The organism is Arthrobacter sp. Y3221159 (assembly GCF_059089885.1).
In genome coordinates, this window is the sequence record NZ_JBNHFC010000001.1 from 435,047 (window position 1) to 452,435 (window position 17,389).

Sequence of the window (17,389 nt, forward strand, 5' to 3'; positions counted from 1 at the left end):
CGGGCTGCGGACCCTGTCCTTTCCTTTGGGTCTGCCCCGGACGTTATTTCTTGACGGCCACCAGCAGGCCGTCTCCGGTGGGAAGCATTGCCGAGGCCAGCCGTTCGTCATCGCGGATGGCCTTACCCACCTGCCGGAGGACCACCGTGGTTGCCTCACGTCCGGCCGGATTCGCCACTTTGTCCTTGTCCAGCGCATCGTTGATGATCAGCAGTCCGGACCGCTTCAGGAGCCGGATGGCCTGCTCCACGTATCCGGGCAGGCCCGGCTTGTCCGCGTCAATGAACACCAGGTCGTAGGCCGCGTCCGTCAGCCGCGGCAGCACGTCACCGGCGCGGCCCGAAATGGTCCGGGTGCGGTTGGCGGGGCTGCCGGCCTCAGTGAAAGCCTCACGGGCAGCCTTGAGGTGTTCGACGTCGACGTCGATGGTGGTAAGGACTGCCTGCGGCCCCAGCCCGCGAAGGAGGCATACGCCGGACACCCCTGCGCCGGTGCCGATTTCGACGGCGGTCTGCGCCTTGGAGGCGGCAGCGAGGACGGTGAGGACAGCACCGACTCCCGGCCCGATGGCAGTGACCCCCAGTTCGAAGGAGCGCTCCCGTGCCCGAAGCATGACCTCATCCTCAGCGGGCAGATCTTCTGCATAGGACCAGCTGATGGACTTGTCGGCGCTCATGAATATTCGCTTTCTGGGCGGAAGGGGGGAATGTCTCCTACAGCCTACTGTGTCCGGGCGAAACGGCAGTGGAACCGGGCTGTTGCGCCCACGGCTGAAATGTCCGGCAGTCAGGAAATTCCCAGCCAAGTTTGAAATGATTATTATCCGCTCATCCAAAAGGTGATCGGCGCCGAATCAGTGATGTCAACAGTATCCGGGCGTTAGCATTCCACGAGGGGAGTGGACGATGTCATCTTCAGTTGTGGCACCTGTCCCTGCAACAAACAATCCCGACACCGAGTGGGTCCGTCCCACCTGGGAAGAGGTAGTCACCAACCACTCGGCCAAAGTGTACCGGCTTGCCTACCGCCTGACCGGCAACAAGTTCGACGCCGAAGACCTCACCCAGGAGGTGTTCGTCCGTGTGTTCCGGTCGCTGGACAACTTCAAGCCTGGAACACTCGACGGCTGGCTGCACCGCATCACCACCAACCTGTTCCTCGACCAGGCGCGGCGCAAGACCCGCATCCGGTTCGATGCGCTGGCCGAAGACGCGGAGTCGCGCCTGCCGGGGCGAGAGCCGGGACCGGAGCAGAGTTTTGAGCTGAACAACCTGGACCTGGACGTCCAGGCCGCGCTGGAAGAACTGCCGCCGGACTTCCGGGCCGCCGTGGTCCTGTGCGACCTGGAGGGGCTCTCTTACGACGAGGTAGCGGAGGCGCTCGGCGTGAAGCTCGGAACCGTCCGGTCCCGCATCCACCGCGGCCGCACCATGCTGCGGGAAAAGCTTGCCCACCGGGACCCGCGTCCGCAGCAGACGCGGCGCAAGCTTTCCATGCCGCGCATAGCGGGCATCCTCTGATCGGCGCATGAGGTCCCGTTTCCCTCTCGGCGGCAGGCACCAGAGAACCCCCGGCCATCTTTCGGAGTGCCAGGAGTGTGCCTCGGCCATGCGCCGCGAACGCCAGTACCTGGAGCGGCTGCGCCAGGCACCCATCCCCCCGGCCAGTGACGACCTGACGGCGCGCCTACTGGCCCGCACATCGGTGCTGGCTGCAGAGCCACTGCCTGCCGCCGCCCACATTCCTCCGCCGCGGACGGCAGTCCGGATGCTGGCCGTGACGGCCGGAAGTACCGTCGCCGCCGCCGGCGTCCTCGCCGTGGGCGCCTTTGCTGCCGCCGGCGACCCCGAAACCGCAGCAGGGGCAGCTACCTCGGCGGCGCTTTCCCAAGTCTCCTCGCAGACCCCCGCGGATGGCCGTACGCTCACGAAGGAACAGCTCGGCAGGTTGCGCGCCGAGGGCTGGGCCTGCCCGGAACTGGAGGCAATGGGCTTCCAGCTCGAATCGGCCAGGGCCGTGGTCATCGACGGCCAGCCCGCTGTGTCACTTCGACTCACCGACGGATCGCACTACGCCACCGTCACCGAGCAGCACGCTACCGGCACGCAGGGCCAGGCTGTATCCGCCCAGCTGGACAGCCCGCTGCAGCTGGGCGGGACCTCCCCGTGGACGGCCACCTACAGGACACCCGCCCGCACCTTCACATACGAGTCCAACCTTCCGGCAGACCAGGCTGACGACGCCGTGCCGATCCTGCAGCGGTTGGCCAGCCAGTCCACTGCCGGGGTGGCCGCCGCGGTCCACGAACCGGACGGGTCCGGGCCGGAGGAGTCCCTGGGCGCCCGGATGCAGCGCGGGATCAACAACATCGTGGCCCTCTTTACCCGGTGACACAGGCATGGTCCGTACCCGCGGGACGGAAATCGTCACCGGCAGCCCGGAGAGGGTAATCTTCCTAAAGTGTTTGGAATCAACGGCCCGGAGTTTTTTCTTCTGCTGCTCATCGGCATCCTGGTGATCGGCCCCCAAAGGCTGCCCGAATACACCCAGAAACTGGCGAACCTGGTAAAGGAAGTCCGCCGCATGGCGTCCGGCGCCCGTGAGCAGATCAAGGAAGAAGTGGGCATCGACATCGACGATGTCGACTGGAAGAAGTACGATCCCCGCCAGTACGATCCCCGGCGCATCATCAAGGAAGCGCTGCTCGAGGACGATGCCAAACCCGTCAGCGCAGGAGCACCCGCCGCAGTGGCTGCTGTCTCAGGGGCGGCCGCCGTTGCCGCCGTGGAGGGGGCTCCGGCACGGCCGCAGCGAGTGGTGCAGTCCCTCCCCGCAGGCGAAGCTGCGCCGTACGATACCGAAGCCACCTAGGAATCCACCCGCGCGTAGCCCCTGCCAGGGCCAGGAACCGGCCAGCCGGTCAGCGCGGCTGAAGCCCGAGTTTCATGCCCGCCAGGCCCCGCGGCACCGATGCCAGCCGGCCGGCGATCCCTGACAGCGCAGCAGCCGCAGGAGTTCCGGGCTGGCCGATAACGATCGGAACACCCGTGTCGCCGCCTTCACGGAGCTGGATATCGAGGGGAATCTGTCCGAGCAGCGGCACCTCCGCACCCACGGTGGCCGTCAGCCTTTCGGTGAGGACCGCGCCGCCGCCGCTTCCGAACAATTCCATCCGGCCGCCGTCGGGCATCTCCAGGTAGGACATGTTCTCGATGACGCCCGCCACCTTCTGGCCCGTCTGGGTTGCGATGGCGCCGGCGCGTTCCGCGACGTCCGCTGCAGCGGCCTGGGGAGTGGTGACCACCAGGATCTCGGCCTTGGGCAGCAGCTGGGCCACCGAAATGGCGATGTCCCCGGTGCCCGGCGGAAGGTCGAGGAACAGCGCATCCAGGTCGCCGAAGTAGACGTCCGTGAGGAACTGCTCCAGGGCGCGGTGCAGCATGGGCCCGCGCCAGGCCACGGGCTGGTTGCCGGTGACGAACATGCCGATGGAGATCACCTTCACGCCGTAGGCGACTGGCGGCAGGATCAGGTCGTCCACGCGCGTGGGCGCCTGGCTGATTCCCATCAGTGCAGGAACGGAAAAGCCGTAGACATCCGCGTCCACGATGCCCACCCGCAGGCCCTGCGCGGCCATGGCACAGGCAAGGTTCACAGTGACCGAGGACTTCCCCACACCGCCTTTTCCGCTTGCCACGGCGAAGACCTTGGTGAGGGACTCGGGCTGGTTGAAAGGGATGCCACGCTGACCGCCGGCGCCGCGGAGCTTTTCCTTCAGTGCGTCCCGCTGCGCCTGGTCCATGACTTTCAGGTCCACGTCGACGGCGGTGACACCCGCTACAGCACCCAGCGCCTTTTCGGAGTCGGCGGTGATGGTATCCCTGAGGGGGCAGCCGGCAATCGTGAGCAGGACGGTCAGGCTGACCCGGCCGTCGTCGGAGACCTTCACTGAGTCCACCATTCCCAGTTCCGTGATGGGACGCCTCAACTCGGGGTCGATGACGGTGGAAAGCGCAGCCGTGACTGCTTCGGCCAACCCGGGGCTGGCGGTACGTTCATTCATTAACGGTCCTGGTTGGAGTGGCCGGGTTTGATCCTGGGGATCTGCTGCGTCCTGGGATTGCGCTGCCGGTCGCGCTGCTCCCGCAGCTTGTCCTTCGGGGACTCGTGGCTGCCCGGGCCCGTCTGGTCGTGGCTGCGCAGTTCTTCCTGCGCGTCCAGGATGTCTTCGAGCAGCGACCGCAGCTCGGCCCGGACGTAGTCGCGGGTGGCCACTTCACGCAGTGCGATCCGCAGCGACGCCAGTTCCCGGGTGAGGTACTCGGTGTCGGACAGGTTGCGTTCGGCACGCTGGCGGTCCTGCTGCAGGGAGACCCGGTCCCGGTCGTCCTGCCGGTTCTGGGCCAGCAGCAGCAGCGGCGCCGCGTACGAGGCCTGCAGCGACAGCATCAGGGTCAGCAGGGTGAACCCGAGGTCCTTGGAATCGAACTGCCACTCCAGGGGCGCCCACGTGTTCCAGGCAAGCCAGACGACGACGAACACCGTCATGTACACCAGGAACTGCGGCGTTCCCATGAAACGGGCGAAACCTTCGGTGGCATGGCCGAAGGCGTCCGGATCCGGGGAGAACTTGGGCAGGATCCGCTGGCGTCCACTCAGCGGCGTGTCCAGGCTGCCGCCCTTTGCCGCACCCCGGCCGGGGACCCTCTGGTTGGGGTTCTTTGGAGCGCTGTTGTCAGCCAATGCGTCCACCGAGCTTTCTTATCGGGGCTTCGCCATCATGGGCGCGCCAATCATCCGGCAACAGATGATCAAGGACGTCATCAACAGTCACCGCCCCCACAAGGCGGCCGGTGTGGTTGACCACCGGGAGGGAGTTCAGGTTGTAGGTTGCGAGGGTCCGGGCCACCTCGCTGATATGCGCCTGGTCGGACAAAGGCTCCAGGTTCTTGTCCACCAGGTTTCCCAGGGGCTCGTACGGGGGAAAGCGAAGCAGCTGCTGGATGTGCACCACGCCCAGGAAACGTCCGGTGGGGGTTTCCAACGGCGGCCGGGAAATGAAGATGGAGGAGGCCAGGGCTGGAGACAATTCCTCCCGGCGGACATGGGCCAGCGCCTCTGCCACGGTGGCCTCCGGTGGCAGGATGACGGGCACCGGCGTCATCAGGCCGCCCGCGGTGTCCTCGTCGTATTCCAGCAGGCGCCGGACGTCCTCGGCGCCCTCCGGCTCCATCAGCTGCAGGAGCTCCTCCGCCTGCGCGGAGGGAAGCTCGCCGAGAAGGTCGGCGGCGTCATCCGGGTCCATCTCTTCCAGCACATCGGCGGCGCGCTGGACGTCCAGGGCGGAGAGGATCTCCACCTGGTCGTCTTCGGGCAGTTCCTGCAGGACGTCGGCCAGGCGCTCGTCCTGAAGCTCGCTGGCCACCTCGAAGCGGCGTTTGTCGCTCATTTCCTGGAGGGCCTCGGCGAAGTCCGCGGGCTTGAGGTCCTCGTGGTTTGCCACGAACTGGGTGGCGGCCTGCGGCTCCGTGCGCGGGCCCTGCAGCGCGTCTGCCCAGTCAATGATCAGGGTCTCGTTGCGGCGCAGCCGGCTGAGGGGGGACAGCGAATGTCCACGCCGGACGAACAGTTTGCTGACGAACCAGTCACCGGAACGGCTCTGGTCCATGGCGATGTCTTCGATGGTGGCATCGCCGCTGCCGTCACGCAGAGTAACGCGGCGGTCGAACATCTCGGCCACCACCAGCGTTTCCGCGCCGCGCTGCTCAAAGCGCCGCAGGTTCACCAGGCCGGTGCAGATGATTTGGCTTTGGTCGATGGAGGTAATGCGCGTCATCGGAACGAACACACGCTTCTTTCCCGGAACCTCCACCACGATGCCCACCACGTGCGGGGCTCCCTGGGTTCCGCGGGACAGCACAACAACATCGCGCAGCCGGCCCAGCCGGTCACCCAACGGGTCGAAGACGTCGAGTCCAAGCAGGCGCGCAACGAAGACTCGGGTAGGTGTTGTGCTCACTCCTACAGGCTACCGAGTCTGCTCTCTTTTAGCTGAATTCCCAGGCAGCATCCATGGTGATGGGCAAGAATGGGGGTATGGCAAACATTTTTGGTGCTCCCAAGGCAGGTGGCCCCAACGGCATGGACGAAGCCAGGGCCGTTCCCACCGGCGACACCGTCGGCTCCTACACCTCTTACCTGGATGCCCAGAAGGCGGTGGACTACCTCGCCGACCAGCAGTTCCCGGTTCAGATGGTATCCATCGTGGGCAACGAACTGAAGATGGTGGAACGGGTGACGGGGCGCCTGAGCTACCCCCGGGTGGCTCTCTCGGGGGCGCTGAGCGGCATGTGGTTCGGCCTGTTCGTCGGTGTGCTGCTGTCCTTCTTCGCGCCGTCGCCGGGGTACTTCTCCATCCTTACCTCCGTCCTGATGGGCGCCGCGTTCTTCATGCTGTTTGGCATCGTCACCTACGCCATGCAGCGCGGCAAGCGGGACTTCACGTCCACCAGCCAGGTGGTTGCCACCAGTTACGACGTCGTCGTTTCGCCGGAGGCCGCCCATGAGGCCCGCCGGCTCCTGCAGCAGCTCCCGATGACCCGTTCCGATGCGGCAGCGGGCAGCGGACCGTACACGCAGCGTGACTACTACAACCAGCCGTACCAGCAGGACCAGCACCACCAGCAGCCGGGGCAGGGGCCTGCGCGCCCGTCCGGCTGGCAGGACCCGTACGGCCAGTCCACGGGGTCTTCCGTGCAGAACGGCGGCTACCCCGGCGGCCAGCAGCAGGGCGGCCAGAATTACGACGGCGGCCCGCGCCAGGAGGAGACGCCCGCCCCTGCGCCTGCGCGTTCGGTCCGTTACCCGGACCTCCCGGATGGCCGGCCCCAGTACGGCGTGCGGCTGCCCCAGGCTCCCGCCGCCGAGCCCGGTACCGCTCCCGTGTCCGGACAACCTGACGAAACAGCCCAGGGTGAGAACCTGCCGGGCACCGAGGGCAGCCAGGGCGCCGAGGGCCCGCAGCGGCCGGCGGATCCGCGCCAGTAGGCCCGTCCCTTTAGCAAGAAGCGGGGCCACCCGGTGAAGGACTGATCCAGTCCCCGCCGGGTGGCCCCGCTTTTGTTGATCGGTACTACTGGCCGCTTTCCGCGTCGCGATAGATCCCGGCCATCCAGTCCTCCACGTCCTCCGGCTTGCGGGGCAGGGCGGCGCTGAGGTTGACCGGGCCGTCGGCGGTCATCAGGATGTCGTCCTCGATCCGGACACCGATGCCGCGGTATTCCTCCGGGATCGCCAGGTCTTCGGCCTTGAAGTACAGGCCGGGTTCGATAGTGAACACCATGCCTTCGGTGAGGATGCCGTCCAGGTAGAGTTCCCGCTTGGCCTGGGCACAGTCGTGGACGTCCAGACCCAGGTGGTGGCTGGTGCCGTGCGGCATCCAGCGCCGGTGCTGCTGGCCTTCGGGGCTGATGGCCTCTTCCACGCTGACAGGCAGAAGGCCCCACTCGGACAGCCGTTCGGCCAGCACGGTGGTGGCGGCAGTGTGGATGTCGCGGAACTTGGTGCCGGGCCGGGCCGCGGCGAACCCTGCATCCGCGGCGTCCAGCACTGCCTGGTAGACCTTGCGCTGCACGTCGCTGAAAACCCCGCCGGCCGGCAGGGTGCGCGTGATATCCGCTGTGTACAGGGAATCCACCTCCACGCCCGCGTCCAGCAGCAGCAGTTCGCCGGCGTGGACCTTCCCGGTGTTGCGGGTCCAGTGCAGCACGGTGGCATTGTTGCCGGCTGCCGCGATGGTGTCGTAGCCCACTTCGTTGCCCACCTCGCGTGCCCGGGCGAAGAAGGCTCCCTCCACCACCCGTTCACCCCGGGCATGGGTAAGGGCGCGGGGCAGTGACTTCACCACTTCCTCGAAACCTTCAACGGTGGCTGCCACCGCAGTCTTCATCTGTTCGATCTCCCACTCGTCCTTGAGCAGGCGCAGCTCGGAGAGGGCCTCACTGAGCTTTTCGTCCAGGGCGTCGAACACGCCCAGATCCAGGTTTTCCGGATCCCTGGCGGTGTTGTACCGGGCGGTGTCCACAAGCGCGTCAATATTTTCATCCACTTTGCGAACCAGCCGGATGGAGATGCCGCCGATTTCCGGGGCGCCAACATCCTTGGTGACGGCCGTCTCCAGCTGGTCGATGTGGGCCGTCGCCAGGCCCAAGCGTGCCTCAAACTCGGCCAGCGTGGGCCGGGCGCCGATCCAAAATTCCCCTGACCGCGCGTCGGCATAGAACTGCTCCGTGTCGCGGCCGGCCAACGGACGGAAGTAGAGCGTGGCACTGTGGTGCCCGCCGTCGTCGCCCTTTCCCTCCTCAACTGGCTCAAGGATCAGGACGGCGTCCGGCTCGTGGTCCAGGCCCAGGCCCGTCAGGTGCGCGAAACCGGAATACGGGCGGAACCGGTAGTCGCAGTCGTTGGAGCGGACCTTCAACGGGCCCGCGGGGATCACCAGGCGTTCGCCCTTGAACTTGGCGGAAATGGTCTTGCGGCGGGTCGCGGCATAAGCAGCAACAGCATCACGACCCGGCAGCTCCTCGCTGGCCGGTGCCCAGTTGCTGGCCATGAAGGCCTTGAAGGCGTCGGAACTGGGCCGCTGCGAGCGGTTGTTGACACGCTCTTCCAACGGCTGGGAAGCAGAGTTCAGGGTGTTATCGGCATCGTTCACGGGACCATCGTCTCACCAGCTCCGCGGCGATGCGAACGGGCTTCCGCCGGGGGCGGTGCCGGGTCTACTAGTCTGGACAGGTGAGGATTGACCTGCATGCCCACTCCAATGTTTCCGACGGCACGGAGAAACCCGCCGACGTGGTGGCCTCCGCCGCCCGCGCCGGGCTGGACGTGGTGGCACTGACTGACCACGACTCCACAGACGGATGGGAGGAAGCATCCGCGGCGGCTGTTGAGCATGGCGTGGCCCTGGTGCCCGGGATGGAGGTGTCCTGCCGGACCGCTGAAGGCATCAGCGTTCACCTCCTGAGCTACCTGCACGACCCCGCACACGCCGGCCTGCTGGAGGAAATCACCAAGGCCAAGGACGCCCGCCTCACGCGTGCCGAGCGGATGGTCACGCTCCTTGCCGAGGACTATCCGCTCACCTGGGACGACGTCATACACCATGTGGCGCCTGGCGCCACCCTCGGCCGTCCCCACATCGCCGACGCCCTCGTGGCCGCCGGTGTGGTGGAGGACCGCTCCGAGGCCTTCGCCACCATCCTCACCTCGCGGTCGCGCTACTTCATCCAGCACTACGCGCCCGACCCCGCCACCGCCGTCGAACTTGTCCGCGCCGCCGGCGGCGTCCCGGTGTTTGCCCATCCGGTGGCGACCGCTCGGGGCAGGACCGTGGGGGAGCGCACCTACCTGGAGATGATCGACGCCGGCCTGGCAGGCCTGGAGATCGACCACCGGGACAACGCGGAGGAAGGGCGGGCCTTCCTCCGGCGGCTGGCCGCGAAGCACGACCTGCTGGTGACCGGTTCCTCCGATTACCACGGCACCGGCAAACCCAACCTGTTGGGCGAGAACCTCACGTCCCCGGAAGCCCTGGCCAGGATCGAGGAACTGGGTACGGGGACCGCCGTCGTCCGTTCCTGACGCTTAGCCGGGCTGCCGGCTGACGAGCGTGGCGTGCGCGCCCAGCCGTTTCGCCATGATGTCCACCGCGGGCTGGTTCTGGTCCACGCAGACGAACTTGCGGCCCAGCTTGGCCGCCACCGCACCCAGGGTTCCGGAGCCGGCGAAGAAGTCCAGACACCAGTCGCCGGGACGGCTTGAAGCGGCGACGACGCGGCGGACCAGGCCCTCCGGCTTCTGCGTGGGGTAGCCGGTTTTTTCCTTGCCGGTGGGGGAGACGATGGTGTGCCACCAGACGTCCGTGGGCAGCTTGCCCAGTTCCCGTTTGGCGGGGGTGACGAGGCCGGGAGCCATGTACGGTTCCCTGTCCACCTCGGCACTGTCGAAGTGGTACTTGGCGGGGTTCTTGACGTACACAAGGATGTTGTCGTGCTTGGTGGGCCAGCGGTTTTTGGCGCGGGCGCCGTAGTCATAAGCCCAGATGATCTCGTTCAGGAAGCATTCCCGGCCGAAGATGGCATCCAGCATCACCTTGGCGTAGTGCACCTCGCGGTAGTCGAGGTGCAGGTACAGCGTCCCGTCCTCGGCCAACAGTCGCCACGCCTCCACGAGCCGCGGCTCCAGGAAGGACCAGTAGTCGCTGAACGCGTCGTCGTAACGGTGCAAAGCACCCTTGATGGTGTCGTAGGAGCGGCCCTTGAAGCCCACGCGGTCGCCGCCGCCCTCGGCGTTGGCCACCATCCTGGTTTCCTGGCGCCGTTGTGGCCTGCCGGTGTTGAAGGGCGGATCCACATAAATCAGTGTGAAGGCGCCGTCCGGCAGCGTGGGGAGGTACTCCGCGTTGTCCGCGTGCACCACCAGGCTGCCGCCGTCCGGCGCCCAAACAGTGTCAGTCATCGGGGCAGTTAGCCCTCGGTGCCAGGCTGTGCGCCCTTGTCAGTGCCGGCAACCACTTCGCCGTTGCGGCGGCGGGTGCGGGTACGGGGGCGGCGGGCACGCGTGGGCTGCTCGCCGTCGTTCTGTCCAGCTTCGCCGGCGGGCGCGGAGGCTGCCGCCGGGCCTGACGTACGACGACGGCGCTCACCGGAGCGGCCAGCGGGCTCGCCGCCACGGCCACCTTCACGGCCACCTTCGCGGCTGCCGGAATCCTGGCGTCCGCGCCCGGCACGGTCACGGCCGTCCCCGCGGCCGCCGCCGCGGCTGTTCTTCTTCCCGGTTTCGCCCAGGTCCTCCAGGACCTCGGCGTCCACACCGGCAAGGGTGCGCTTGTCGCGCGGCAGCCGGCCCTTGGTGCCTTCGGGAATGTCCAGGTCGGTGTAGAGGTGCGGCGAGGAGGAGTAGGTTTCGACAGGCTCGGGCACGCTCAGCCCCAGGGCCTTGTTGATCAGTCCCCAGCGCGGCATGTCGTCCCAGTCCACGAAGGTGACGGCGGTGCCCTTGTTGCCGGCGCGGCCGGTGCGGCCCACCCGGTGCAGGTAGATCTTTTCGTCTTCCACGCACTGGTAGTTAATGACGTGGGTTACGTCCTCCACATCGATGCCGCGGGCCGCTACGTCGGTGGCCACCAGGACGTCCACCTTGTTGTTGCGGAAGGCGCGCAGGGCCTGCTCGCGGGCACCCTGGCCCAGGTCGCCGTGGATGGCGGCGGCGGCGAAGCCGCGGTCCACCAGTTCCTCTGCCACCTTGGCGGCGGTGCGCTTGGTCTTGGTGAAGATGATGGTGCGTCCGCGGCCCCGGGCCTGCAGAATGCGGGCCACCACTTCGGTCTTGTCCATGCTGTGAGCGCGGTAGATCAGCTGGCGGATATCGCGCTTGGTCAGCCCCTCGTCGTCCGGATCGGCGGCGCGGATGTGGGTGGGCTGCGTCATGTATCGCCGGGCCATCGCGATGACCGGGCCGGGCATGGTGGCGGAGAACAGCAGCGTCTGCCGGACGGCCGGGGTGGCGGCGATGAGGGTCTCGACATCGGGCAGGAACCCGAGGTCCAGCATCTCGTCGGCCTCGTCCAGGACCACGATCTTGACGTTCTTCAAGCTCAGGTGCTTCTGCTTGTACAGGTCGATAAGGCGCCCGGGGGTGCCCACCACAACCTCCACGCCCTGCTTCAGCGCTTCCACCTGCGGCTCGTAGGCACGGCCGCCGTAGATAGTGGCGATGCGCGCGTTGCGCTTGCGGGATGCGGTCTGCAGGTCGTTGGCCACCTGGACTGCCAGTTCGCGGGTGGGGACAATCACCAGGGCCTGTGGTGCACCCGGGACCGCCAGCTTGGCGTAGCCGGGGTCGTCCTGGCCGATGACGCGCTGCAGGGCGGGGATGCCGAAACCGAGGGTCTTGCCGGTGCCGGTCTTGGCCTGGCCAATGATGTCGTGCCCGGACAGTGCCACCGGCAGGGTCATGGCCTGGATGGGGAAGGGGTGGGTGATCCCGGCGTCGGCAAGCGATTCGACGATGTCCTCGCGGACGTTGTAGTCGGAGAAGGACTTCTCCGCGATTTCGTGCGGCTTCTCGTCCGAGATGATGGTCTCTTCCGGCTCAATCACCTCGGTGCCGGTCTCGTCCGTCAGAAGCTGGTGGGTATGCAATTCACTCACAGGGAGTTTCCTTATTCATTTGGGCATTGGCGCTGCCTGCTCGACGGGCCGGCCGCAAGGCCGGTCCGGAGCACGCTCGGGCGCACAAGCATTTCCAGTGGAAGCCGATCGCGGGCTATCTAATGCTGGCACTGGTGACCAGCGGGCAAATCTCAAGATCGCGTAGGGGCGGGCTTGTTGGTTTCAAATCAAGGAAATCAACGACCGGGCATCCATTTCTACTTCTCCAGTCTAGCCGTACAGTGCCGCAATACCGGCTTTTGCACCCTTCGGGGCGGGAAGCCGGGCCCGCAACGGGCGTCAGGCGACCAGTTCGAAGTGGACCTCGCGGGTGGCAATATCGGAGGAAAGCAGGCGGACGCGGACCTTGGTGCCGGACTCCAGGTCGCCGGCGCAGCGGGCTGTTACGGCAGGTTCGGCGATCTGGATGATGCCGGAACCGCCGTTGCCGTTTCCGTTCTTCCCGTTTCCGTTCTTCCCATTCCCATTGCGGGGGCTGCCGCCGTTGCCGTTGTCCTTTTGGGGCTTCGAGCCGGAGATGACGATGGCATCGAACTCCTGGCCCACATGGTTGACCAGCAGCGCGGCCTCCACGGTATCCAGCGCCATCCGCTCCATCCGGGACGCCAGCTGGTCCGAGCCGGCCATGATCTCGGGAAGCGTCGGCAGGGCCTGCCGCGCCCAGCCAGGAACGTTGCCGCCGTTACTGAGAGCCTCGCAGATCACCAGCACAAAGCGGTCCACCAGCCGGCGCAGGGGAGCGGTGGTGTGCGCGTAGGCCGCGCCGATGGCGGCCTGCACAGCAGCCTCCGGTACGCTGCCGTCAAAAGCGGTGTAGGAGGCTCCGCGGAACAGCATCCCCGCCGAGTGCATGATTGCCAGCTGCCGCGGTTCGGTGGGGTCCAGGCTGCGCAGGTACTCGCCGTAGCTGACCTCGCCGTCCCACGGTTTCCCCAGCACCTCCGTCTGGAGTTTGAAGTGGTTCAGGGAGCGTTCGTCCGGCGCGGGCATGGTCCGCAGGATGCCCACCTTGCCGTCCAGCATGAGCTGCGCGGCAGCCATGCCCGTCATGAGCGAAATCTGGGCGTTCCAGTCCTCCACGGGCAGCTGCGGCGCGGCGGCGATGCGGTATCCGCCGTCGGGGAGCTGGACGATCTCCTGCTCCGGCATGTTCAGGCTGGCGCCGTCACGGGCGCGTTCCAGCTCCACGCGCTTGAGGCCAACCTCTTTCAGCAGCTGCAGGACCGGGGATGCGGTACCGGTGTCAAGTTGGGCCTGCGCGCCCTTGTAGCTCAGCTTGGCGCGGCTGCGCATCCGTGCCCGTCTGACTGTGGCAGAGGTGACTTCGGCATTGCCGTCCAGGCGGAAGTCCCAGACGAAGGCCGGGCACTCCTGGCCAGGCAGCAGGCTCCCCGCCCCTTCGCTGATGACCTCCGGATGCAGCGGAATCCGGCCGTCGGGGGCGTAGAAGGTCTGCCCGCGGCGCCGCGTTTCCTGGTCCAGCGGTCCGCCCGGCTTCACGAAGGCCGGAACGTCGGCGATGGCGTACAACACGTGGTAGCCGTCGCCGTCGGCCTCTATGAACAGCGCCTGGTCCAGGTCCGTGGACGAGGCCGGATCGATGGTGATGAATTCGACCCCGGTCAGGTCGTGGGACGGAAGCTCCAGCGCGGCCACGGCCGCTTCGGCGTCCCGGACCGCGTGCTCAGGGTATGGCCCGGGCAGCTCCAGCTCGGTCCGCAGCGCGCCCAGGGCCTCTTCCAGCGCGTTGTTGTGCTCATGGACGTTGGGAGCCAGCCGATGGTGTGACACGAAAATCAGCCTAGCCCGAAGACCGCCGAATATGCAGGCCATTGGCGGGATAGAAGGCAGGGCCGTGTTGCCCCACCGGCAGGTCAGGACGCGGCAGCGTCCAAAACGGCCAGGAGTGAGGCCGCCGCCGCGGCGGGATCCGCCGCTTCGGTGATGGCCCGCACCACCACAATCCTCCGGGCTCCCGCTTCCACCACCTCGCTGATATTGGAGTGGTCGATGCCGCCGATGGCGAACCACGGCACCTCGTTGCCGGCTTTGGCCGCGGCTGCCGCAGCGTATTTCACCAGCTCCGGTCCCACGGCGGCCCGGCCCGGTTTGGTGGGGGTGGCCCAGACCGGCCCCACGCAGAAATAGTCCAATCCGGCAGGCCCTGCGGCGGCAACGAGTGCGGCATCAACCTGTTCCGGGGTGTGGCTGGAGAGTCCAATGGCGGCGTTGCCGTTCAGCAGGGTGCGTGCCGCGGGCAGGGGGAGGTCCTTTTGCCCGATGTGGAACACCGGCGCGCCGGACAACACCGCGACGTCGGCGCGGTCATTCACTGCCCACAGCCGGCCATGGCGCTGCGCAGCCTCCCTGAGGACGGCCAGCAGTTCCAGCTCCTCGGCAGCCTCGATGGTCTTGTCGCGGAGCTGGATAATGTCCACTCCGCCGGTGAAGGCGGCATCCACGAAATCCGCGAAGTCACCGCGGTCAGCGCGGGCGTCAGTACACAGATAGAGGCGGGCAGACTTGAGCCCTGCGGTTCCCTCGGCGGTGGTGAAGGCATCGGTTGCGGAGGCGCCGGCAGCGGCAGCGGAGTGGGACACATTCATGGCTGCAAGCCTAGTTCCTCTACACTTGCCTCGTACTGCGGGAGCCTGCGGCAGCTGTCATAAAGCGCCGGGCTGAGAGGGCGTCAGAGCCGACCGCTTGACCTGATCCGGGTAATTCCGGCGTAGGGAAGGAGACACATGGGCACCCCCAACACAGCACCCCCGCAGCCCCCCAACGGCACCATCAGGGCCGACGTCGCAGTCATCGGCGGCGGAGTGGTGGGCCACGCGATCGCCTGGGAAGCACAGCGCTCAGGCCGCAGCGTCGCGCTGATCGACGACGCCCCCGGCTCCGGCGCCAGCTGGGCGGCCGCCGGGATGCTCGCACCGGTGAGCGAGCTGCACTACCAGGAAGAGGACCTCCTGGACCTGATGCTGGCCTCTTCCGCCCGGTGGCCCGGCTTCATCGCGGACCTGGCCTGTGCGTCCGGGGAGAAAACCGGGTACCTGACGACGCCGACCCTCGCCGTGGGTGCCGACGCCGCCGACCGCCGGGCTTTGATGGACCTGCGCGCGGTCCAGCAGGCCAATGGCCTGGCTGTTGAGCCGTTGACCGTCCGCGAGGCGCGGCGGCGGGAACCTTTGCTCAGCCCCGCCATCGCGTGTGCCCTCGACACCCCCGCGGACCACCAGGTGGATCCCCGGCTCCTGGTGTCCTGCCTTCGCAACGCCCTCGCCGGGGAAGCCGCCGGCCGCGGCCCCGCAGTTGCGGGCGCAGCGGAAGGCTACGCGGTGCCGGACAGGGCCTTGGGCCTGCTGTGGGCTGATGGCACTGTTGCGGGAGCCCGGCTCGCCGGCGGCGGCACAGTGCTGGCCGGAGAAACCGTGGTGGCCAATGGACTGGATGCCGCTGCGCTGATGGACTTGCCCGCGGGCCTGCACCTGCCGCTGCGGCCGGTCTACGGGGACATCCTCCGCCTCGCCGTACCGCAGCACCTCCGGCCGCTGGTGACGGCCACCGTCCGCGGCCTGGTCCGCGGCGTGCCGGTGTACATCGTCCCCCGGGAGGACGGAACGGTGGTGATCGGAGCCACCCAGCGTGAGGATGCCCTCGCCGGGGCCGGTGCCGTACCCCCGCAAGCCCTCCGGTCCGCTGCCGGAACGGTGTCCGCAGGCGGCGTCTATCAGCTACTCCGGGACGCGCAGGTCCTGGTCCCGGCCGTGGCCGAGCTGGAATTGCTTGAATGTACGGCGCGGGCCCGGCCGGCGACCCCGGACAACGCCCCGCTGCTGGGCAGGGTGCCCGCCGCTCCGGGCTCCAACCCGGGCGGGCACATCGCCGGCCTGATCATGGCCACCGGATTCTTCCGGCACGGCGTCCTCCTGTCACCCGCAGCCGGCGCCATCTGCCGGGACCTGATGGACGGCACCGCGGACCCCCGCTGGAAAACGTTCGACCCTGGCCGCTTCTCCGGCCGCGAAACCTCCGCTGCAAGCGTCAACATCAAGGAGACAGCATGAATATCACCCTGAACGGAAACCACCATACGGTGGCTGAGGGGGCCTCCATCACCACCCTCATCAGCGAGGTCACCGGCCGTACCGTGGGGGCTGACGGCCAGGCCAAGGACGGGAACAGGCTGGGTGTCGCCGTGGCGCACAACGCACAGGTTGTTCCCCGGAGCCAATGGTTCGCCACGGCGCTCGCCGACGGTGACGACGTCGAGCTTGTCACGGCAGTGCAGGGAGGCTGACACGATGACCGAATCCGATACCCTGACCACCACGGCCGTTGCCAACCTGGACGATGCCCTGGTTATCGACGGGGTGCCCCTGGCGTCCCGGCTCATCATGGGGACTGGGGGCGCCCCGAGCCTCGACGGGCTTGGCGCAGCACTCCTGGCCTCCGGCACGTCCCTGACCACCGTGGCAATGCGGCGCTACTCGACGGCGGAGACGGGCTCGCTGTTCCAGCTCCTGGTGGACCACGGCATCCGGGTACTGCCGAACACCGCCGGCTGCTTCACTGCCCGGGACGCCGTCCTCACTGCCGAACTCGCCCGCGAGGCGCTGGAAACGGATTGGGTGAAGCTCGAGGTCATTGCCGACGAGCACACCCTCCTTCCCGACGCCGTCGAGCTGGTGGAGGCCACCGAACAGCTGGTGAACCGCGGCTTCAAGGTGTTTGCGTACACCAATGATGATCCGGTCCTGGCGCTGCGGCTGGAGAACCTCGGCGCCACCGCCGTGATGCCGCTGGGAGCGCCCATCGGCACGGGACTGGGAATCCTGAACCCGCACAACATCGAGCTGATCGTCTCCCGCGCCTCCGTCCCGGTGGTCCTGGACGCCGGGATCGGTACGGCCTCCGACGCCGCCCTGGCCATGGAGCTCGGTTGCGACGCCGTGCTGCTGGCCACGGCGGTCACGCGGGCGCAGAATCCGGCCCTGATGGGGGAGGCATTCAAACACGCCGTCATCGCCGGTAGGCTGGCGAAAGCGGCGGGCCGCATTCCCCGCCGCGAACACGCGCTGGCATCGTCGGCAATGGAAGGCCGGGCCGAGTTCCTCTAGGCCGGGACCGTGCCGGCTGATGCCCCTCAAGCAAGG

At 67.4% G+C, this 17,389-nt stretch carries 17 protein-coding genes and 1 riboswitch; of the genes, 8 read left to right on the forward strand and 9 right to left on the reverse strand.

All coding sequences use genetic code 11. The features are described 5' to 3' along the window. Nucleotides 1-43 precede the first annotated feature (43 nt). Nucleotides 44-676: an O-methyltransferase gene (locus AC5RT3_RS02060; protein ID WP_494008808.1), complete on the reverse strand. Its 633-nt coding sequence runs from the start codon at nucleotides 674-676 to the stop codon at nucleotides 44-46. Between the two features lie 229 nt (nucleotides 677-905). On the opposite strand from AC5RT3_RS02060, the gene sigE reads away from it, so the two are divergent. The 3 genes from sigE to AC5RT3_RS02075 all read left to right on the forward strand — a co-directional run bounded on the left by sigE (nucleotide 906) and on the right by AC5RT3_RS02075 (nucleotide 2,871). Further along, nucleotides 906-1,520 carry an RNA polymerase sigma factor SigE gene (gene sigE / locus AC5RT3_RS02065; protein ID WP_494008807.1) on the forward strand — a complete coding sequence of 205 codons (615 nt, stop codon included), beginning with the start codon at nucleotides 906-908 and terminating at the stop codon, nucleotides 1,518-1,520. Nucleotides 1,521-1,608: 88 nt separating this feature from the next. Beyond that, entirely contained in the window at nucleotides 1,609-2,391 is a 783-nt protein-coding gene (locus AC5RT3_RS02070) for an anti-sigma factor (RefSeq protein WP_494050888.1), read from the forward strand. Nucleotides 2,392-2,460: 69 nt separating this feature from the next. After that, nucleotides 2,461-2,871 carry a twin-arginine translocase TatA/TatE family subunit gene (locus AC5RT3_RS02075; protein ID WP_494050887.1) on the forward strand — a complete coding sequence of 137 codons (411 nt, stop codon included), beginning with the start codon at nucleotides 2,461-2,463 and terminating at the stop codon, nucleotides 2,869-2,871. A gap of 49 nt (nucleotides 2,872-2,920) precedes the next feature. Here AC5RT3_RS02075 and AC5RT3_RS02080 read toward each other — a convergent pair whose 3' ends face one another. From AC5RT3_RS02080 to AC5RT3_RS02090, 3 genes are read right to left on the reverse strand one after another with little or no spacing between them, the layout of a single operon-like run. Further along, the gene (locus tag AC5RT3_RS02080; protein ID WP_494123366.1) at nucleotides 2,921-4,063 is read right to left on the reverse strand and encodes an Mrp/NBP35 family ATP-binding protein; all 1,143 of its coding nucleotides are present in this window, start codon (nucleotides 4,061-4,063) and stop codon (nucleotides 2,921-2,923) included. After that, entirely contained in the window at nucleotides 4,063-4,752 is a 690-nt protein-coding gene (locus AC5RT3_RS02085; RefSeq protein WP_494103002.1) for a DUF1003 domain-containing protein, read from the reverse strand. Before AC5RT3_RS02085 ends, AC5RT3_RS02080 begins: the two co-directional genes overlap by 1 nt. Then, on the reverse strand, nucleotides 4,736-6,019 hold the full coding sequence (locus AC5RT3_RS02090) for a magnesium transporter MgtE N-terminal domain-containing protein (RefSeq protein ID WP_494008802.1): 1,284 nt from the start codon (nucleotides 6,017-6,019) through the stop codon (nucleotides 4,736-4,738). The genes AC5RT3_RS02085 and AC5RT3_RS02090 overlap by 17 nt, the downstream gene beginning before the upstream one ends. A gap of 77 nt (nucleotides 6,020-6,096) precedes the next feature. Here AC5RT3_RS02090 and AC5RT3_RS02095 point away from each other — a divergent pair, with 77 nt between their 5' ends. After that, nucleotides 6,097-7,047: a YflT domain-containing protein gene (locus AC5RT3_RS02095; protein ID WP_494050885.1), complete on the forward strand. Its 951-nt coding sequence runs from the start codon at nucleotides 6,097-6,099 to the stop codon at nucleotides 7,045-7,047. Between the two features lie 85 nt (nucleotides 7,048-7,132). Here AC5RT3_RS02095 and AC5RT3_RS02100 read toward each other — a convergent pair whose 3' ends face one another. Next, complete coding sequence (locus AC5RT3_RS02100; protein WP_494123367.1) at nucleotides 7,133-8,713, reverse strand: aminopeptidase P family protein; 1,581 nt, start codon at nucleotides 8,711-8,713, stop codon at nucleotides 7,133-7,135. Between the two features lie 80 nt (nucleotides 8,714-8,793). Between AC5RT3_RS02100 and AC5RT3_RS02105 the strand changes: the two genes are divergently transcribed. Beyond that, nucleotides 8,794-9,642, forward strand: coding sequence for a PHP domain-containing protein (locus AC5RT3_RS02105; RefSeq protein ID WP_494008799.1), 849 nt, complete (start codon nucleotides 8,794-8,796; stop codon nucleotides 9,640-9,642). A gap of 3 nt (nucleotides 9,643-9,645) precedes the next feature. Here AC5RT3_RS02105 and AC5RT3_RS02110 read toward each other — a convergent pair whose 3' ends face one another. From AC5RT3_RS02110 to thiE, 4 genes are all read right to left on the reverse strand, one after another. Continuing rightward, entirely contained in the window at nucleotides 9,646-10,518 is an 873-nt protein-coding gene (locus AC5RT3_RS02110; protein WP_494050883.1) for a DNA-methyltransferase, read from the reverse strand. An 8-nt stretch (nucleotides 10,519-10,526) separates the two neighbouring features. Then, the gene (locus AC5RT3_RS02115; protein ID WP_494050882.1) at nucleotides 10,527-12,212 is read right to left on the reverse strand and encodes a DEAD/DEAH box helicase; all 1,686 of its coding nucleotides are present in this window, start codon (nucleotides 12,210-12,212) and stop codon (nucleotides 10,527-10,529) included. A 300-nt stretch (nucleotides 12,213-12,512) separates the two neighbouring features. Further along, the gene (locus AC5RT3_RS02120; RefSeq protein ID WP_494123368.1) at nucleotides 12,513-14,024 is read right to left on the reverse strand and encodes an RNB domain-containing ribonuclease; all 1,512 of its coding nucleotides are present in this window, start codon (nucleotides 14,022-14,024) and stop codon (nucleotides 12,513-12,515) included. Nucleotides 14,025-14,107: 83 nt separating this feature from the next. Beyond that, nucleotides 14,108-14,839, reverse strand: coding sequence for a thiamine phosphate synthase (thiE, locus tag AC5RT3_RS02125; RefSeq protein WP_494123369.1), 732 nt, complete (start codon nucleotides 14,837-14,839; stop codon nucleotides 14,108-14,110). Nucleotides 14,840-14,866: 27 nt separating this feature from the next. After that, nucleotides 14,867-14,985: riboswitch (TPP riboswitch) on the forward strand. Between thiE and thiO the strand changes: the two genes are divergently transcribed. From thiO to AC5RT3_RS02140, 3 genes are all read left to right on the forward strand, one after another. Next, the gene (gene thiO / locus AC5RT3_RS02130; protein WP_494123370.1) at nucleotides 14,978-16,300 is read left to right on the forward strand and encodes a glycine oxidase ThiO; all 1,323 of its coding nucleotides are present in this window, start codon (nucleotides 14,978-14,980) and stop codon (nucleotides 16,298-16,300) included. (Overlaps the previous riboswitch by 8 nt.) Next, nucleotides 16,297-16,533, forward strand: a complete 237-nt coding sequence (gene thiS, locus AC5RT3_RS02135; protein WP_494008793.1) for a sulfur carrier protein ThiS — start codon at nucleotides 16,297-16,299, stop codon at nucleotides 16,531-16,533. The genes thiO and thiS overlap by 4 nt, the downstream gene beginning before the upstream one ends. 4 nt (nucleotides 16,534-16,537) lie before the next feature. Next, nucleotides 16,538-17,353, forward strand: coding sequence for a thiazole synthase (locus tag AC5RT3_RS02140; protein WP_494008792.1), 816 nt, complete (start codon nucleotides 16,538-16,540; stop codon nucleotides 17,351-17,353). The last annotated feature ends 36 nt before the right edge of the window (nucleotides 17,354-17,389 follow it).